This is a genomic window from Klebsiella sp. WP4-W18-ESBL-05, assembly GCF_014169075.1.
Classification (GTDB): Bacteria; Pseudomonadota; Gammaproteobacteria; order Enterobacterales; family Enterobacteriaceae; genus Kluyvera; species Kluyvera ascorbata_B.
The window spans coordinates 128,210-143,436 of sequence record NZ_AP022058.1 but is presented as its reverse complement, the minus strand read 5'-3'; the positions used below and the strand labels follow the sequence as shown (position 1 = coordinate 143,436).

The 15,227-nt window shown below is 55.4% G+C and carries 10 protein-coding genes and 2 pseudogenes; 9 read left to right on the top strand and 3 right to left on the bottom strand.

Translation table 11 applies throughout. From position 1 onward, the window contains the following. Nucleotides 1-140: 140 nt before the first annotated feature. Both H7R58_RS24525 and cadR read right to left on the bottom strand, forming a co-directional pair. Nucleotides 141-245: pseudogene (locus tag H7R58_RS24525) on the bottom strand (reverse transcriptase/maturase); the annotation flags it as partial. A gap of 88 nt (nucleotides 246-333) precedes the next feature. After that, complete coding sequence (gene cadR, locus H7R58_RS24520) at nucleotides 334-741, bottom strand: Cd(II)/Pb(II)-responsive transcriptional regulator (protein WP_004364961.1); 408 nt, start codon at nucleotides 739-741, stop codon at nucleotides 334-336. 95 nt (nucleotides 742-836) lie between these two features. Here cadR and H7R58_RS24515 point away from each other — a divergent pair, with 95 nt between their 5' ends. The 4 genes and pseudogenes from H7R58_RS24515 to tnpA form a co-directional block, all read left to right on the top strand. Then, the gene (locus H7R58_RS24515) at nucleotides 837-1,733 is read left to right on the top strand and encodes a cation efflux transmembrane domain-containing protein (RefSeq protein ID WP_004364974.1); all 897 of its coding nucleotides are present in this window, start codon (nucleotides 837-839) and stop codon (nucleotides 1,731-1,733) included. Between the two features lie 3 nt (nucleotides 1,734-1,736). Continuing rightward, nucleotides 1,737-2,249: a signal peptidase II gene (gene lspA, locus H7R58_RS24510; protein WP_003821921.1), complete on the top strand. Its 513-nt coding sequence runs from the start codon at nucleotides 1,737-1,739 to the stop codon at nucleotides 2,247-2,249. Between the two features lie 21 nt (nucleotides 2,250-2,270). Next, nucleotides 2,271-3,560: an ISL3-like element ISPpu12 family transposase gene (locus H7R58_RS24505; RefSeq protein WP_004574636.1), complete on the top strand. Its 1,290-nt coding sequence runs from the start codon at nucleotides 2,271-2,273 to the stop codon at nucleotides 3,558-3,560. Between the two features lie 135 nt (nucleotides 3,561-3,695). After that, a pseudogene (tnpA, locus tag H7R58_RS25700) lies at nucleotides 3,696-3,998 on the top strand (IS200/IS605 family transposase); the annotation flags it as partial. A gap of 156 nt (nucleotides 3,999-4,154) precedes the next feature. Here tnpA and H7R58_RS24495 read toward each other — a convergent pair. Next, complete coding sequence (locus H7R58_RS24495) at nucleotides 4,155-5,186, bottom strand: IS630-like element ISEc33 family transposase (RefSeq protein WP_001395480.1); 1,032 nt, start codon at nucleotides 5,184-5,186, stop codon at nucleotides 4,155-4,157. A gap of 559 nt (nucleotides 5,187-5,745) precedes the next feature. On the opposite strand from H7R58_RS24495, the gene glgB reads away from it, so the two are divergent. From glgB to pgm, 5 genes are all read left to right on the top strand, one after another. Then, the gene (gene glgB / locus H7R58_RS24490; protein ID WP_182934827.1) at nucleotides 5,746-7,938 is read left to right on the top strand and encodes a 1,4-alpha-glucan branching enzyme; all 2,193 of its coding nucleotides are present in this window, start codon (nucleotides 5,746-5,748) and stop codon (nucleotides 7,936-7,938) included. A gap of 129 nt (nucleotides 7,939-8,067) precedes the next feature. Continuing rightward, nucleotides 8,068-9,351: a glucose-1-phosphate adenylyltransferase gene (gene glgC, locus H7R58_RS24485; protein ID WP_182934826.1), complete on the top strand. Its 1,284-nt coding sequence runs from the start codon at nucleotides 8,068-8,070 to the stop codon at nucleotides 9,349-9,351. Nucleotides 9,352-9,440: 89 nt separating this feature from the next. Next, nucleotides 9,441-10,874: a glycogen synthase GlgA gene (gene glgA, locus H7R58_RS24480; protein ID WP_004197677.1), complete on the top strand. Its 1,434-nt coding sequence runs from the start codon at nucleotides 9,441-9,443 to the stop codon at nucleotides 10,872-10,874. Between the two features lie 18 nt (nucleotides 10,875-10,892). Then, nucleotides 10,893-13,340 carry a glycogen phosphorylase gene (gene glgP, locus H7R58_RS24475; RefSeq protein WP_182934825.1) on the top strand — a complete coding sequence of 816 codons (2,448 nt, stop codon included), beginning with the start codon at nucleotides 10,893-10,895 and terminating at the stop codon, nucleotides 13,338-13,340. 104 nt (nucleotides 13,341-13,444) lie between these two features. After that, complete coding sequence (gene pgm, locus H7R58_RS24470) at nucleotides 13,445-15,088, top strand: phosphoglucomutase (alpha-D-glucose-1,6-bisphosphate-dependent) (RefSeq protein WP_182934824.1); 1,644 nt, start codon at nucleotides 13,445-13,447, stop codon at nucleotides 15,086-15,088. Nucleotides 15,089-15,227: the final 139 nt, after the last annotated feature.

Genomic DNA, 15,227 nt, shown 5'->3' with positions numbered 1-15,227 from the left:
GATCCGGAAATTGTAATTTTCGGATCTGCACGGCGGGAAACGGGTATGTAATATGATAAATGTGCAAATCACACAAAATCATGTCGCGGTAGGGATACCCGTTACCGGATACCCCCCGCACAGATCCCGGCGTGCGCGATTTACGCACCGGGCTCCTGCCTCGGGTGTCTGGCGGTGAACCGCTCCACAGGCCATGGATGAAGAACCCGAACCCTTGGTAGCCATGCGGCTGCCAGTTTGTTTGCTGGGTAAGCGGATTAAATGGTTGATCTTACCTTTGCATGAGAGTGAGACAGACCGGCATCTCATCGGATTATCTGGTTGATGCTTCACCTACTGCTGGTGCATGTTTCCTTCGCTAATTCCAGCAAGAACCCCACACGCCTCAACTTCCCGGTCATCGTTGCAACTCGCTCTCAGTGAAACGAGTTGTTTCTCAAGCGCTTGCAGAGCGGTTATCTGCGACCGCACATGAGAGATGTGATCATCGAGCAAGGCGTTGACGGCGGTACAAGGCTGATGAGGGTCGTCCTGATAGCTCTGTAGTTCGTGAATCTCAGCCAGTGACAGGCCCAGGATTCTGCAGCGACGGATGAAGGCCAGCCCCTCACCATGCTTCTCGGTATAGACACGGTAACCGTTGTCCTGCCGATCAGGCGGCGGCAACAAGCCCTGCTGTTCATAGAAGCGGATCGTCTGTGTTTCGACCCCTACCAACTGCGCCAACTGACCAATGCGCATCAGCCTCCTCCCCAACGGATTCTTTACTCTATTGACCTTATAGTAGCTTTATAGTTTTAAATGGTACCACAACATTGTTCAAGTGGAGTCGTATCATGAGCAAATCCTGTGGTGGCGCCTGTGGCGGTGATGCAACGTCCGCAGCGGATACCGATATACAGGCCTCCTCCGAGGCGCCAGGGAGATGGGTCAGTGTTTATGCCGTGCCGAAGATGGACTGTCCATCAGAAGAACGAATGATTCGCCTAGCCCTGAACGGCTTTGAGGAGATTCGGGCGCTGTCCTTCGACTTGTCGAACCGCCGGCTGAAGGTCGTGCATGACGGCGAGGTCGAGCCCGTCACCTCGAAACTGAAGACCTTGGGGCTAGGCGCCTCGCTTCAGGAAACCGTCGCTGCAAATCCGGAGACCATCAAGGCCGCCGAGTTTTCGGCAGCTTCTGCTAAGCAAGAATCCGGGACCCTGCGCTGGTTGCTCGGCATCAATGCACTTCTGTTCGTGGTGGAAATGACTGCCGGTCTGATCGCCCGGTCCACCGGCCTGATTGGAGAATCCCTGGACAATTTTGCCGATGCGGCGGTGTACGGGCTTGCCCTTTATGCGGTTGGACATAGCGTGAAAATGCAGGTACGTGCCGCGCATCTTGCTGGTGTACTGCAACTGATCTTGGCTGTGGGCGTGCTCGTAGAGGTGGTGAGACGCTTTGTATTCGGTAGTGAGCCTGAATCGCTGGTGATGATGGCTATCGCATTCGTCGCATTGATTGCCAATACCAGTTGTCTGCTGCTCATATCCAAACATCGGGAAGGCGGGGCGCACATGAAGGCAAGCTGGATATTCTCGGCCAACGACGTGGTGATCAACCTGGGGGTCATCACCGCCGGCGCCCTGGTCGCGTGGACCGGTTCCAATTATCCGGATCTGATTATCGGCACCATCGCGGGGGGCATTGTACTTAACGGTGCCAGACGCATTTTGGCGTTGAAGGGTTAAATAATGCTCATTATTGGCAAAAAGCTCTCGCCGTATGCCCTATTGTCCATATCGGGCCTGCTGGCAGCGTCTGATCAGGCTGTAAAGTGGCTGGTGCAGCAATCAATGGCCTATGGCGAGTATGTTTCGGTGACCCCGTTCTTTAACTGGGTGCACCTATGGAACACCGGTGCCGCATTCAGTCTTTTTGCGAATGGTGGAGGCTGGCAGCGCTACTTTTTTATCGGAATCGCGGTAGTGGTCTCGATTTTTCTGATCAAGCTGATCCTTGAAAATCGTCATAAAGGAGAAGCCATCGCTTACAGTCTTATCCTCGGTGGCGCCATGGGCAACCTGATTGACCGGGTCTTTCGCGGCTATGTTGTGGATTCCTTTGATTTCTATTGGCGAGACTGGCATTGGCCGGCCTTCAACCTGGCTGATATTGCAATTGTCCTCGGTGCCTTACTTTTCGTTTCCAGCAGCTTGTTGGGTAAAAAAGCAAACACCAATGCCGAGTCGGATGGATCTGACTGACACCTACGCCTATACAACACCATGACCGAACTTCCCGACAACATCCTTCACCTGCCGCAATACCAAGTACTGGGCTGCAAATCAACCGACGACGAAATGCACTTCCAGGTGGACGTGCCCGATCCCATCGCCTGCGAGGAATGCGGCGTGCAGGGTGAGTTCGTACGGTTCGGCAAGCGTGACGTTCCCTATCGTGATCTGCCCATCCACGGCAAGCGGGTCACTCTCTGGGTGGTCCGCCGCCGATACACCTGCCGGGCCTGCAAGACAACATTCAGGCCCCAGCTACCGGAGATGGTGGACGGATTCCGTATGACACTGCGGCTGCATGAGTACGTGGAGAAGGAATCCTTCAACCACCCCTACACCTTTGTGGCGGCACAGACCGGCCTGGACGAGAAGACGGTGCGCGACATCTTCAACGCCCGCGCCGAGTTCCTGGGGCGCTGGCACCGCTTCGAGACGCCCCGCATCCTGGGCATTGACGAGCTATACCTGAACAAGCGCTACCGCTGCATTCTGACCAACATTGAGGAGCGAACCCTGCTCGACCTGCTGGCCACCCGCCGCCAGGACGTGGTGACCAACTACCTGATGAAGCTGAAAGACCGGCAGAAGGTCGAGATCGTCAGCATGGACATGTGGAACCCCTACCGGGCAGCGGTCAAGGCTGTGCTGCCCCAGGCCCGTATCGTGGTCGATAAGTTCCATGTGGTGCGCATGGCCAACGATGCCCTAGAGAGAGTGCGCAAGGGCCTCAGAAAGGAGCTGAAACCGTCCCAGAGCCGGACTCTCAAGGGAGACCGGAAAATCCTGCTGAAACGCGCTCACGAAGTCTCAGACCGGGAGCGCCTCATCATGGAGACCTGGACAGGCGCGTTCCCGCAACTGCTGGCCGCCTACGAGCACAAGGAGCGCTTCTACGGCATCTGGGACGCCACCACACGGCTCCAGGCAGAAGCCGCCCTGGACGAGTGGATAGCCACCATCCCGAAGGGCCAAAAGGAAGTCTGGAGCGATCTGGTCAGGGCAGTGGGAAACTGGCGCGAAGAGACCATGACCTACTTCGAGACGGACATGCCCGTCACCAACGCTTACACGGAGTCCATCAACCGACTGGCCAAGGACAAGAACCGTGAAGGGCGCGGTTACTCCTTCGAGGTGATGCGGGCACGAATGCTCTACACCACGAAGCACAAGAAGAAGGCACCGACTGCGAAGGTCTCTCCTTTCTACAAGAAAACCATCGGTTACGGACTGCCGGACTTCGCAGAGGAACTCAACTACGGAGTCGATCTATCAACCATCTGAGGGTGGTATCAGATTGATGGGGTGAAGGTGCCCCATCAACCATTAAATCCGTATACCCAAAAAACAAAGCGCATAATCCCAGTGCAAAAAAAACGCCATACTGCTCCCTGATTCTTTACATTCCCGACCGCGCGGTTTGTTACCCAATATCGACGGAATATATTTAATCTGGATGCCATCGAAAAGCTATGCAAATACTTTGCCAGTGTGGGCGCTGATTTTGATGTTGAGCTGGTTGAAATGGACGACGAGCGAGATCACGCGCATCTGCTGATTAACTCCTCCCAAAGCGGCTATCAGCAAGCTAACAGCTTGAAAGGGGGTTAGCCGTCGCAAGATCAAATGACACGACCCGAATGGCATAAACCCGTGTGGAAATCAGACGCGCTCTGGCCACCGCCTTACTGCGTTGGAAGTGATGAGCAAATAATAAATTGAAGAGCCAAATCGCCTTCACTGGCGTCCTGTCGGAGGCTCCGCTTTGCATCCCGTGCTTAAAAGGAAGGGGCTTTCCGCGAACTGCCTGAGTACTGAGTATACTGAGAGGCCGTCAAAAAAATCCGAAAAAATTCTAAATAGCTGCGCCTAATACCGCTACACTTTTGCCTGACCATGTTTTCCTCCGGGGAATGGGCTGGCGGTTTCCATAAAATGGCGGACCTTTTTCAGTAACTGCCACATTGAGCGGCACTGATGATTACGGGTTATCGTGTCATGAAGTGCCTGCCATAGCCGTTCCACATGATTCACCCACGGCGAGTAAACCGGCTGGTAAATTACCCTGAACTTGGGATTTGCTTTCAACCAGCGCTGTGTTTCGCGGCTTTTATGGATAATGTAGTTATCAACGATCAGCGTGATTGTTTTCGCCCGCCGGTAAGTGGCTTTCAGGTGCTTCAGCAGAGCGATAAACAGCGCTGAACTTTTGCTGTTGCCGCCCACGTAGCTGACTTTACCCGTGCCACTGTGCAGTGCGCCGGCCAGATAGTATTTTTCGTTCTGCCCCGGCGTCACTACCCGTTTCTGCTGTCCGCGCAACTGCCAGTCCGCACCGATTTTAGGATTAAGGTGGATATCCACTTCATCTTCATAAAATACCGGATGCTCTGCGCTGCATTCATCCAGCGCTTTGTGGATTACCGCCATCTTTTCATCTTTATGTGGGTCACGGATACGCAGAGTTGGCGCGGCCCTGCGCCATACAAGCCCCGCAGATGGCAACCAGCGGCGAACGGTTCCTGCATGTAACTGGCAACCGGTTATCTCATTGATTTTTATTGCCAGTAATTCGGTGCTCCAGCGTGAACGTTGATAACCAAAATCGCCGGGAGAATGCTTTATCAGCTCACGTAACAGGGTGCAGATATGTTCAAAAGGCCAGCGTCGGGAGCGCCCTGCGGGTAAGGATTTCAGGCCTTCAATACCTGAGTGCGTAAACCAGTTAATCCAGCGACCAACGGATGAACGGGCACAACAGAGAGTTCTGGCAACATCGCTGACCCGTTCACCCCGATGAAGCATCAGCATGGCCGTGAGTCTGCGGGCATGATTTTTATCACGCGTTTTATGAATAGCTTTCTGCATCAGGCGTCGTTCGCCACGGGGTATTGGTACTATGATCGGCATCGCTCAGTCCGGTTGGTGATTTTGGTTGGTTTGGCGATTGATCAGATCGCACAATCCGGGCTGAGTTCCCTTTCAGTGATCTACTATTCCGCGCAGCTATTTAGCATAGAGTTCTTGCCGTTTCCAGAGTATCCGCACGCCCCATCAACCAGTTATAAATGCTATTGAATGCGTGGTTAAAAGGTTTTTTATTCTACTAAGATGGCCTGTTTTCATTTTTTTGTATGAGATTCGAGTGGTGTTGCCATTAAGGGTGCTGCCCCTCTGATAATAACTTAAAAATAAGTTTTTCAATTCATAAAGAAATGAGTACTTACTCACAGAAAGAAAATCAGGAGTAATTATTCTGGAGTCAGATAATACAAAAAGCGTACGGCGCATTTAATTCACTTTTCAGGAGGTTAATCGCTCTATATTTGTGGACGACCGACATGTCTTAAGGCTCTGGAATAACGTGTTGATATTTCGATGCGCAGCATTGCAGCGGAATATTACCGGATCAATAAAGCAGAAAGAGGCGTTTTAATTCTTTCCGCAGGATGATAGTAGGGTGACTGACATGTCTGATTATAATGAAAAAAGTGCGATTTCAGCACTGCTCGCAGGTCATTGTTCCGATCCATTCTCTGTGCTTGGCATGCACTCAACCGCTGCTGGTCTGGAAGTGCGCGCATTATTACCCGATGCCACCGAGGTATGGGTGATTGAGCCGAAAACCGGGCGTAAAGCTGGCAAGCTCGAATGCCTCGATTCACGCGGATTCTTTAGCGGCGTTCTGCCGCGGCGAAAAAATGCTTTTCGTTACCAGCTGGCGGTCACCTGGCACGGCCAGCAAAACCTGATTGACGACCCTTATCGCTTTGGCCCGCTGCTGCAGGAGCTTGATGCCTGGCTGCTCGCCGAAGGAACCCATCTACGGCCCTACGAAACCCTGGGCGCCCATGCCGACATCATGGACGGGGTGACCGGGACGCGCTTTTCCGTCTGGGCGCCGAACGCCCGTCGGGTGTCGGTGGTCGGTCAGTTCAACTACTGGGATGGCCGTCGCCACCCGATGCGCCTGCGCAAAGAGTCTGGCATCTGGGAGCTGTTTGTTCCCGGCGCGCACAACGGCCAGCTGTATAAGTTCGAGCTGATTGACGCCCACGGGCACCTGCGGGTGAAATCCGACCCTTATGCTTTTGAAGCGCAGATGCGCCCGGAAACCGCCTCGCTGATCTGCGGCCTGCCGGAGAAAGTTGAGCAACCGCCGGCCCGTAAGCAGGCCAACCAGTTTGATGCACCGATTTCGATTTATGAAGTCCACCTCGGCTCCTGGCGTCGTCATACCGATAACCATTTCTGGCTGAGCTACCGCGAACTGGCCGATCGGCTGGTGCCCTACGTGAAGTGGATGGGCTTCACCCATCTCGAGCTGCTGCCGGTTAACGAACATCCGTTCGACGGCAGCTGGGGCTATCAGCCCACCGGGCTGTACGCGCCGACCCGTCGCTTTGGTACCCGGGAAGATTTCCGCTACTTCCTCCACGCCGCGCACGCCGCGGGCCTGAACGTGATCCTCGACTGGGTGCCGGGCCACTTCCCGGCCGATGACTTCGCCCTGGCGTTGTTTGACGGCACCGCGCTGTATGAACACAGCGACCCGCGCGAAGGCTATCACCAGGACTGGAACACGCTGATCTATAACTACGGCCGCCGTGAAGTCAGTAACTTCCTGGTGGGTAACGCGCTGTACTGGATCGAGCGCTTCGGCATCGATGCGCTGCGGGTGGATGCGGTGGCGTCGATGATCTACCGCGACTACAGCCGCAAGCAGGGTGAGTGGGTGCCCAACGAGTACGGCGGCCGGGAAAATCTCGAAGCGATCGAGTTCCTGCGCAATACCAACCGGGTGCTGGGCGAGCAGACGCCGGGGGCAGTGACGATGGCGGAGGAGTCCACCGATTTTGCCGGTGTCTCGCGCCCTGCGTCGACGGGCGGCCTCGGCTTCTGGTTCAAATGGAACCTCGGCTGGATGCACGACACCCTCGACTATATGCAACTCGACCCGGTCCATCGTCGGCATCATCACGACAAGATGACCTTCGGGATACTCTACAACTACACCGAAAACTTCGTGTTGCCGCTGTCACACGATGAAGTGGTTCACGGCAAAAAATCGATTCTTGACCGGATGCCTGGCGATGCCTGGCAGAAGTTCGCCAACCTGCGCGCCTACTACGGCTGGCTGTTTGCCTTCCCCGGTAAAAAGCTGCTGTTTATGGGCAACGAGTTTGCCCAGGGGCGGGAGTGGAACCACGACGCCAGCCTCGACTGGCATCTGCTGGAAGGGGGCGACAACTGGCATCACGGGGTGCAGCGTCTGGTGCGCGATCTGAACCATACCTATCGCCACCATAAGGCACTGCACGAACTGGATTTTGACCCCTACGGCTTTGAATGGCTTGTTGTGGATGACCACGAACGGTCGGTGTTTATCTTTGTCCGTCGCGATAAAGCCGGGAACGAGATAATCGTGGCGAGCAACTTCACGCCAGTACCGCGTCACGGCTATCGCTTCGGGATTAACCAGCCGGGGCGCTGGCGTGAAGAGCTGAACACCGACTCGATGCACTACCACGGGAGCAACACCGGCAACGGCGGCTGCGTGGCAAGCGAGGCGATCGCCAGCCACGGTCGGGAGCATTCGCTGTCGGTGACTCTGCCGCCGCTGGCGACAATCTGGCTGGTACGGGAATCTGCAGGGCAATAAAACGCGCAGCTGATTTATTGCAGCTGACTTATTACCGGAGGTGATCACTTCTGAATTATTTTGCAGAAGAGTGAGGCTTTTTCTTCATTATTTTCTTTTATGGCTTTTATTTAATGGCAGGACATTATTATGAGTAAACTTGAATATACTGACAACTTAATGCTGTCGCGCCAGTTACCGCTTAAATCCGTGGCCCTGATCCTCGCCGGCGGACGTGGCACACGATTAAAAGACCTGACCACTATTCGCGCAAAACCTGCGGTGCATTTCGGCGGTAAATTCAGAATTATTGATTTTGCCTTATCAAATTGTATTAACTCAGGAATAAGACGTATTGGGGTTATTACACAATATCAGTCGCATTCACTGGTGCAGCATATTCAACGCGGTTGGGCATTCTTTAACGAAGAAATGAATGAGTTCGTGGATTTATTACCGGCACAGCAGCGGGTGCATGGGGAGAACTGGTATCGGGGGACGGCGGATGCTGTGACCCAGAACCTGGATATTATCCGCCGCTATGATGCGGAATATGTCGTTATTCTGGCCGGGGACCATATCTATAAACAAGATTATTCGCGGATGCTGCTTGATCACGTTGAAAAAGGGGCGCGCTGCACCGTGGCCTGCATGCCGGTCCCGGTTGAAGAGGCAAACGCGTTTGGCGTCATGGCCGTGGATGAGAATGAAAAAATCATTGAATTTGTTGAAAAACCGGCTAATCCACCCACCATGCCTGGCGATGAAACCCGCTCGCTTGCCAGTATGGGCATTTATGTGTTTGATGCGGAATATCTCTACCAGCTGCTGGCAGAAGACGATCGGGATGAAGGCTCCACCCATGATTTTGGCAAAGATATTATTCCCAGGATAACGGCGGCAGGTGAAGCGTATGCGCATCCGTTCCCGCGCTCCTGCGTTCAGTCGGATAATAATGCCGAGCCATACTGGCGCGATGTCGGAACCCTGGAGGCGTACTGGAAAGCGAATCTGGATTTAGCCTCAGTAGTGCCAGAGCTGGACGTTTATGACCGTAACTGGCCTATCCGTACCTATGTCGAATCGCTGCCCAGCGCCAAATTTGTTCAGGACCGTTCCGGCAGTCATGGCATGACCATGAATTCTCTGGTCTCCGGCGGCTGTATTATTTCTGGCTCGGTGGTGGTGCAGTCGGTTCTATTTTCCAGAGTTCGGATTAACTCGTTCTGTAATATTGATTCGTCGGTTTTATTACCGGGCGTCTGGGTCGGTCGCTCCTGCAGGATAAGACGCTGCGTGATCGACCGGGGATGCGTTATTCCGGAGGGGACGGTGATTGGCGAAAATGCCGTTGAGGATGCGCGACGCTTTTATCGTTCGGAAGAAGGCATCGTTCTGGTTACCAAAGAAATGCTGAACCGACTTGAACTATGAAGCCGTTGGCGGAAATAAAAGCTGCCGCAGCTGTGATTGCCGTCATTGGCATCGCGTCGCCTTCATGCCTGAATAATTAAGGAGCATCCATGCGAGTTTTACATGTAGGAGCGGAGATGTTCCCTCTGTTGAAAACGGGGGGGCTGGCTGATGTGACCGGTGCTCTCCCGGCGGCGCAAATAGCCGAGGGCGTGGATACCCGCGTGCTGCTGCCGGGGTTTCCCGCGATCCGCGACGGAGTAGGGGAACCGCAGGTGGTGGCCAGCAGGGAGACCTTCGCCGGGCCGATGACGCTGTTGTTTGGCGACTTTAACGGCGTGGGCATCTATCTGATTGATGCCCCGCATCTCTATGACCGACCGGGTAATCCTTATCATGACCCGCAGATGCAGGATTATCCCGATAACGTCCTGCGTTTCGCGCTGTTGAGTTGGGTCGCGGCTGAGCTTGCTGGCGGTCTGGATCCGTTCTGGCGGCCTGAAATCGTCCACGCCCATGACTGGCATGCGGGCCTCACGCCGGCTTATCTGGCCGCCCGCGGCAACCCCGCCAGGTCAGTGTTTACGGTGCACAACATTGCCTATCAGGGCTTGTTCCTCGCCCGGCATATGGCGGAGATCGCTTTACCGTGGTCATTCTTCCAGATGCATGGGGTGGAGTTTAAAGGACAGATCTCCTTCCTTAAGGCGGGCCTCTATTTCGCTGACCATATCACCACCGTCAGCCCGACGTATGCCCGTGAAATTACCGAACCGCAGTACGCGTTCGGTCTGGAAGAGTTGCTGCGGCAACGTCAGCGGGAAGGGCGACTGTCGGGGATCCTTAACGGCGTCGACGAAAGCATCTGGGATCCGCGCCGCGATCCGCTGCTGGCTGCGCCTTACGACCGGAACTCGCTGGCTGAGAAAGCGAAGAACAAGCAGCAGCTGCAGACGACGCTGGGGCTGAAGGAGGACGGCCGGGCGCTGTTGTTCACCGTCGTGAGCCGGCTCACCAGCCAGAAGGGGCTGGATCTGCTCCTTGGCGCACTGCCGGGAATCATTGCGCAGGGAGGGCAGCTGGCGCTACTGGGATCCGGCGACCCGGATTTGCAGGCCCGTTTTCTTGCCGCTGCGGCGCAATACTCCGGGCAGGTGAGTATCCGGATCGGTTACGACGAGGCGCTGTCGCATCAGATGATTGGCGGCGCCGACGTCATCCTGGTGCCCAGCCGTTTTGAACCCTGCGGTCTGACCCAGCTCTATGGCCTTCGCTACGGCACATTGCCGCTGGTTCGTCGCACCGGCGGACTGGCGGATACCGTCGCCGACTGTTCGCTCGAAAACCTTGCTGACGGGATCGCGAGCGGATTTGTGTTTACCGACAGCGAGACTGAATCACTATTACATGCCATCCACCGGGCCTTTGTCCTGTGGTCCCGTCCATCGCTGTGGCGGTACGTGCAACGTCAGGCAATGAGCATGGATTTTAGCTGGCAAATTGCCGCTAAGTCTTTCCACCAGTTGTATCAGCGTATTATTTAATTGCTACGGATAAGAAAAATGGAACCACGCTTAAGTTATATTTCACCCAGTCTGAATGAAGAAGCGCTACAGCATGCTATCGCTTATAAGCTCATGTTTATTCTTGGTAAAGATCCCTCACTTGCCAATAAACATGAATGGCTCAACGCCACGCTGTTCGCCGTTCGCGATCGGCTGGTAGAACGTTGGCTGCGGGCGCATCGGGCGCGGATCTCGCAGCAGGCCCGGCAGGTTTATTATCTGTCGATGGAGTTTCTCATCGGCCGAACCCTCTCTAATGCCTTACTGTCGCTGGGCATCTATGAGGATGTGAAAACGGCTCTGGCAGGGATGGGGCTGGATCTGGAAGAGCTGATTGATGAGGAGAACGATCCGGGGCTGGGCAACGGCGGTCTCGGTCGTCTGGCGGCCTGTTTTCTCGATTCCCTGGCCACACTGGGGCTGCCAGGCCGCGGCTATGGTATCCGCTACGACTACGGTATGTTCAAGCAAAACATCATCGACGGCCGGCAGATGGAGTCACCGGACTACTGGCTGGAGTACGGTAACCCGTGGGAATTCGAGCGCCATAAAACCCGCTATACCGTGCGCTTTGGCGGACGTGTTCAACATGAGGGCAAAAACTCACGCTGGCTGGAAACCGAAGAAATTATTGCCGTGGCCTACGATCAGATTATCCCGGGTTATGACACCGATGCCACCAACACCCTGCGTTTGTGGAGTGCCCAGGCCAGCAGTGAAATTAATCTCGGTAAATTTAACCAGGGGGACTATTTCGCCGCCGTGGAGGATAAGAACCACTCTGAGAACGTTTCCCGCGTGCTTTACCCGGACGACTCGACCTATTCCGGGCGTGAACTGCGCCTGCGTCAGGAGTATTTCCTTGTTTCGGCGACGGTACAGGACATCCTCACCCGTCATTACCAGCTGTATCAAACCTATGACAACCTGGCGGATAAAATTGCTATCCACCTCAATGACACCCATCCGGTGCTGTCGATCCCGGAGCTGATGCGTCTGCTGATTGACGAACACCGCTTCAGCTGGGATGACGCGTTTGAGGTGACCTGTCGGGTCTTCTCCTACACCAACCATACCCTGATGAGCGAAGCGCTGGAGACCTGGCCTGTCGATATGCTGGGGAAAATCCTGCCGCGCCATTTGCAGATTATCTTCGAGATTAATGACTATTTTCTGAAAACGATGCAGGAGCACTATCCCGATGATATGGCGTTGCTGAGCCGGACCTCGATTATTGATGAGTCCAATGGTCGCCGCGTGCGGATGGCCTGGCTGGCGGTAGTGGTCAGTCACAAGGTTAACGGCGTGTCGGAACTGCACTCCCGGCTGATGGTGGAGTCGCTGTTTGCCGATTTCGCCAAAATCTTTCCGCGACGCTTCACCAACGTCACCAACGGTGTCACGCCGCGCCGCTGGCTGGCGGCCGCTAATCCGTCCCTTTCCGGGGTTCTGGACCGTTATATTGGCCAGACCTGGTGCACAGATTTAAGTCAGCTGAGTGAACTGGGGGAATATCAGGATTATCCGCTGGTTAACCAGGCCGTCAGCGAAGCCAAACTGGCGAATAAACAGCGGCTGGCCGATTATATTGCCCGCCAGCTGGGGGTGGTGGTTAATCCGAAGGCGCTGTTTGATGTGCAAATTAAGCGCATTCACGAATACAAACGCCAGCTGATGAATGTGCTGCACGTGATCACCCGCTATAACCGTATCAAGGCTGACCCGCAGGCCGACTGGGTGCCGCGAGTGGTGATTTTCGCCGGCAAAGCCGCATCCGCTTACCACACGGCAAAACAGATAATCCATCTGATTAACGATGTAGCCAAAGTCATCAACAGCGATCCGCAGATCGGCGACAAGTTAAAGGTGGTGTTCATTCCCAACTACAGCGTCAGTCTGGCGCAGACCATCATTCCGGCCGCGGATCTTTCTGAGCAGATTTCGCTGGCAGGGACCGAAGCCTCCGGGACCAGTAACATGAAATTCGCCCTCAACGGCGCGCTGACCATTGGCACGCTGGACGGCGCCAACGTTGAAATGCTGGAGCACGTGGGGGAGGAGAATATCTTTATCTTCGGTAATACCGCCGAACAGGTTGAGGCGCTGCGCAGCAACGGCTACCAGCCGCATGATTACTACGACCATGATGAAGAGTTGCGCCAGGCGCTGACCCAGATGGGGACCGGGGTGTTCAGCCCACAGGAGCCGGACCGCTATCGCGGTCTGCTGGATTCGCTGATTAACTTTGGCGACCACTATCAGGTTCTGGCCGATTACCGCAGCTATGTTGACTGTCAGGACAGGGTGGATGCGCTCTACCGAACCCCGGAAGAGTGGACTGCCAAAACAATGCACAACATTACCAACATGGGCTATTTCTCATCGGACCGTACGGTGCGGGAGTATGCGCAAAAGATCTGGTATATCGACAAAACGCAGCTCTAGGCCACATTCACGCCCCCGGGAGCGCCGGGGGAAAGGGGGCACCATCGGTGAGCGACCCAGCAGGAACACATTAATAAGCCTGACGGATATGACAGGAGAGAAAAATGACGGACAGTAAACGCGCAGGGGAGCCTGCGCAACAAAGTGATTTGATTAACGTCGCTCAGCTGACCGCGCAGTACTACGTACTGAAGCCGGAAGCGGGCAACGCGGAGCATGCGGTGAAGTTTGGCACCTCTGGCCATCGTGGCAGCGCAGGGCGCCATAACTTCAATGAGCAGCATATTCTGGCGATCGCTCAGGCGATTGCGGAAGACCGCGCGAAGAACGGGATTACCGGTCCCTGCTACGTAGGTAAAGATACCCACGCGCTCTCCGAACCGGCCTTTATTTCGGTTCTTGAAGTGCTGGCAGCCAACGGCGTTGATGTTATCGTGCAGGAAAACAACGGTTTTACCCCGACGCCGGCCATTTCCAATGCCATCCTGGTGCACAACAAAAAAGGCGGTCCGCTGGCGGACGGCATCGTGATTACGCCGTCGCATAACCCGCCGGAAGATGGCGGTATCAAGTACAACCCGCCGAACGGCGGCCCGGCGGATACCAACGTCACCAAAGTGGTCGAGAATCGCGCTAACGAACTGCTGGCCTCGGGTCTGCAGGGCGTCAGGCGCCTCTCCCTCGACGCGGCACTGGCATCCGGTCATGTCAAAGAGCAGGATCTGGTGCAGCCGTTTATTGAAGGACTGGCGGATATCGTCGACATGGCGGCGATTCAGAAAGCCGGCCTCAGGCTCGGGGTCGATCCGCTGGGCGGGTCCGGTATCGAATACTGGAAGCGTATCGCCGGGCACTACAAGCTCGATCTGACCATCGTCAACGATCACGTCGATCAAACCTTCCGCTTTATGCACCTTGATAAAGACGGCGCCATTCGCATGGACTGCTCTTCGGAGTGCGCGATGGCAGGGCTGCTGGCGCTGCGCGATAAGTTCGATCTGGCGTTCGCTAACGATCCGGATTATGACCGTCACGGCATCGTCACGCCGGCAGGTCTGATGAACCCGAACCACTATCTGGCGGTGGCGATTAACTACCTGTTCCGGCATCGTCCGCAGTGGGGCCAGGATGTCGCCGTCGGTAAGACGCTGGTCTCCTCGGCGATGATCGATCGCGTGGTGAACAACCTCGGCCGTAAGCTGGTGGAAGTGCCGGTGGGCTTTAAATGGTTTGTTGACGGTCTGTTCGACGGCAGCTTCGGCTTCGGCGGCGAAGAGAGCGCGGGCGCCTCGTTCCTGCGTTTTGACGGAACCCCGTGGTCGACCGACAAAGACGGGATCATCATGTGCCTGCTGGCGGCAGAAATCACCGCCGTCACCGGTAAAAACCCGCAGGAGCACTACGACGAGCTGGCCGCCCGCTTCGGCGCGCCAAGCTATAACCGTCTGCAGGCTTCGGCCACTTCCGCACAGAAAGCGGCGCTGTCGAAGCTGTCGCCGGAAATGGTCAGCGCCAGCCAGCTGGCCGGCGACCCGATCACCGCACGTCTGACCGCCGCGCCGGGCAACGGCGCATCGATTGGTGGTCTGAAAGTGATGACCGACAACGGCTGGTTCGCCGCACGTCCGTCAGGTACGGAAGACGCTTACAAGATCTACTGCGAGAGCTTCCTCGGTGAAGCACATCGTAAGCAGATCGAGAAAGAAGCGGTGGAAATCGTAAATAGCGTGCTAGCAGCGCACCATTAGAGCAACTGACGTACTCCGGGGAGCCGGGGTACGTCACAGTTAACCGGCGATGAAATTCACTTCTACGCCGACACCAGTCCAGGCGTCACTTTGTCAGAACGTAAGGAACGGTACGATTCGCAAAAGGTTATTGCTGCGG

Bases quoted from the DNA above. Each gene is read 5' to 3' on its own strand.
- glgP (WP_182934825.1), top strand. From the start codon at position 10,893: ATGGAACCACGCTTAAGTTATATTTCACCCAGTCTGAATGAAGAAGCG.
- glgA (WP_004197677.1), top strand. From the start codon at position 9,441: ATGCGAGTTTTACATGTAGGAGCGGAGATGTTCCCTCTGTTGAAAACG.
- H7R58_RS24515 (WP_004364974.1), top strand. From the start codon at position 837: ATGAGCAAATCCTGTGGTGGCGCCTGTGGCGGTGATGCAACGTCCGCA.
- lspA (WP_003821921.1), top strand. From the start codon at position 1,737: ATGCTCATTATTGGCAAAAAGCTCTCGCCGTATGCCCTATTGTCCATA.
- glgB (WP_182934827.1), top strand. From the start codon at position 5,746: ATGTCTGATTATAATGAAAAAAGTGCGATTTCAGCACTGCTCGCAGGT.
- H7R58_RS24505 (WP_004574636.1), top strand. From the start codon at position 2,271: ATGACCGAACTTCCCGACAACATCCTTCACCTGCCGCAATACCAAGTA.
- cadR (WP_004364961.1), bottom strand. From the start codon at position 741: ATGCGCATTGGTCAGTTGGCGCAGTTGGTAGGGGTCGAAACACAGACG.
- H7R58_RS24495 (WP_001395480.1), bottom strand. From the start codon at position 5,186: ATGCCGATCATAGTACCAATACCCCGTGGCGAACGACGCCTGATGCAG.
- pgm (WP_182934824.1), top strand. From the start codon at position 13,445: ATGACGGACAGTAAACGCGCAGGGGAGCCTGCGCAACAAAGTGATTTG.
- glgC (WP_182934826.1), top strand. From the start codon at position 8,068: ATGAGTAAACTTGAATATACTGACAACTTAATGCTGTCGCGCCAGTTA.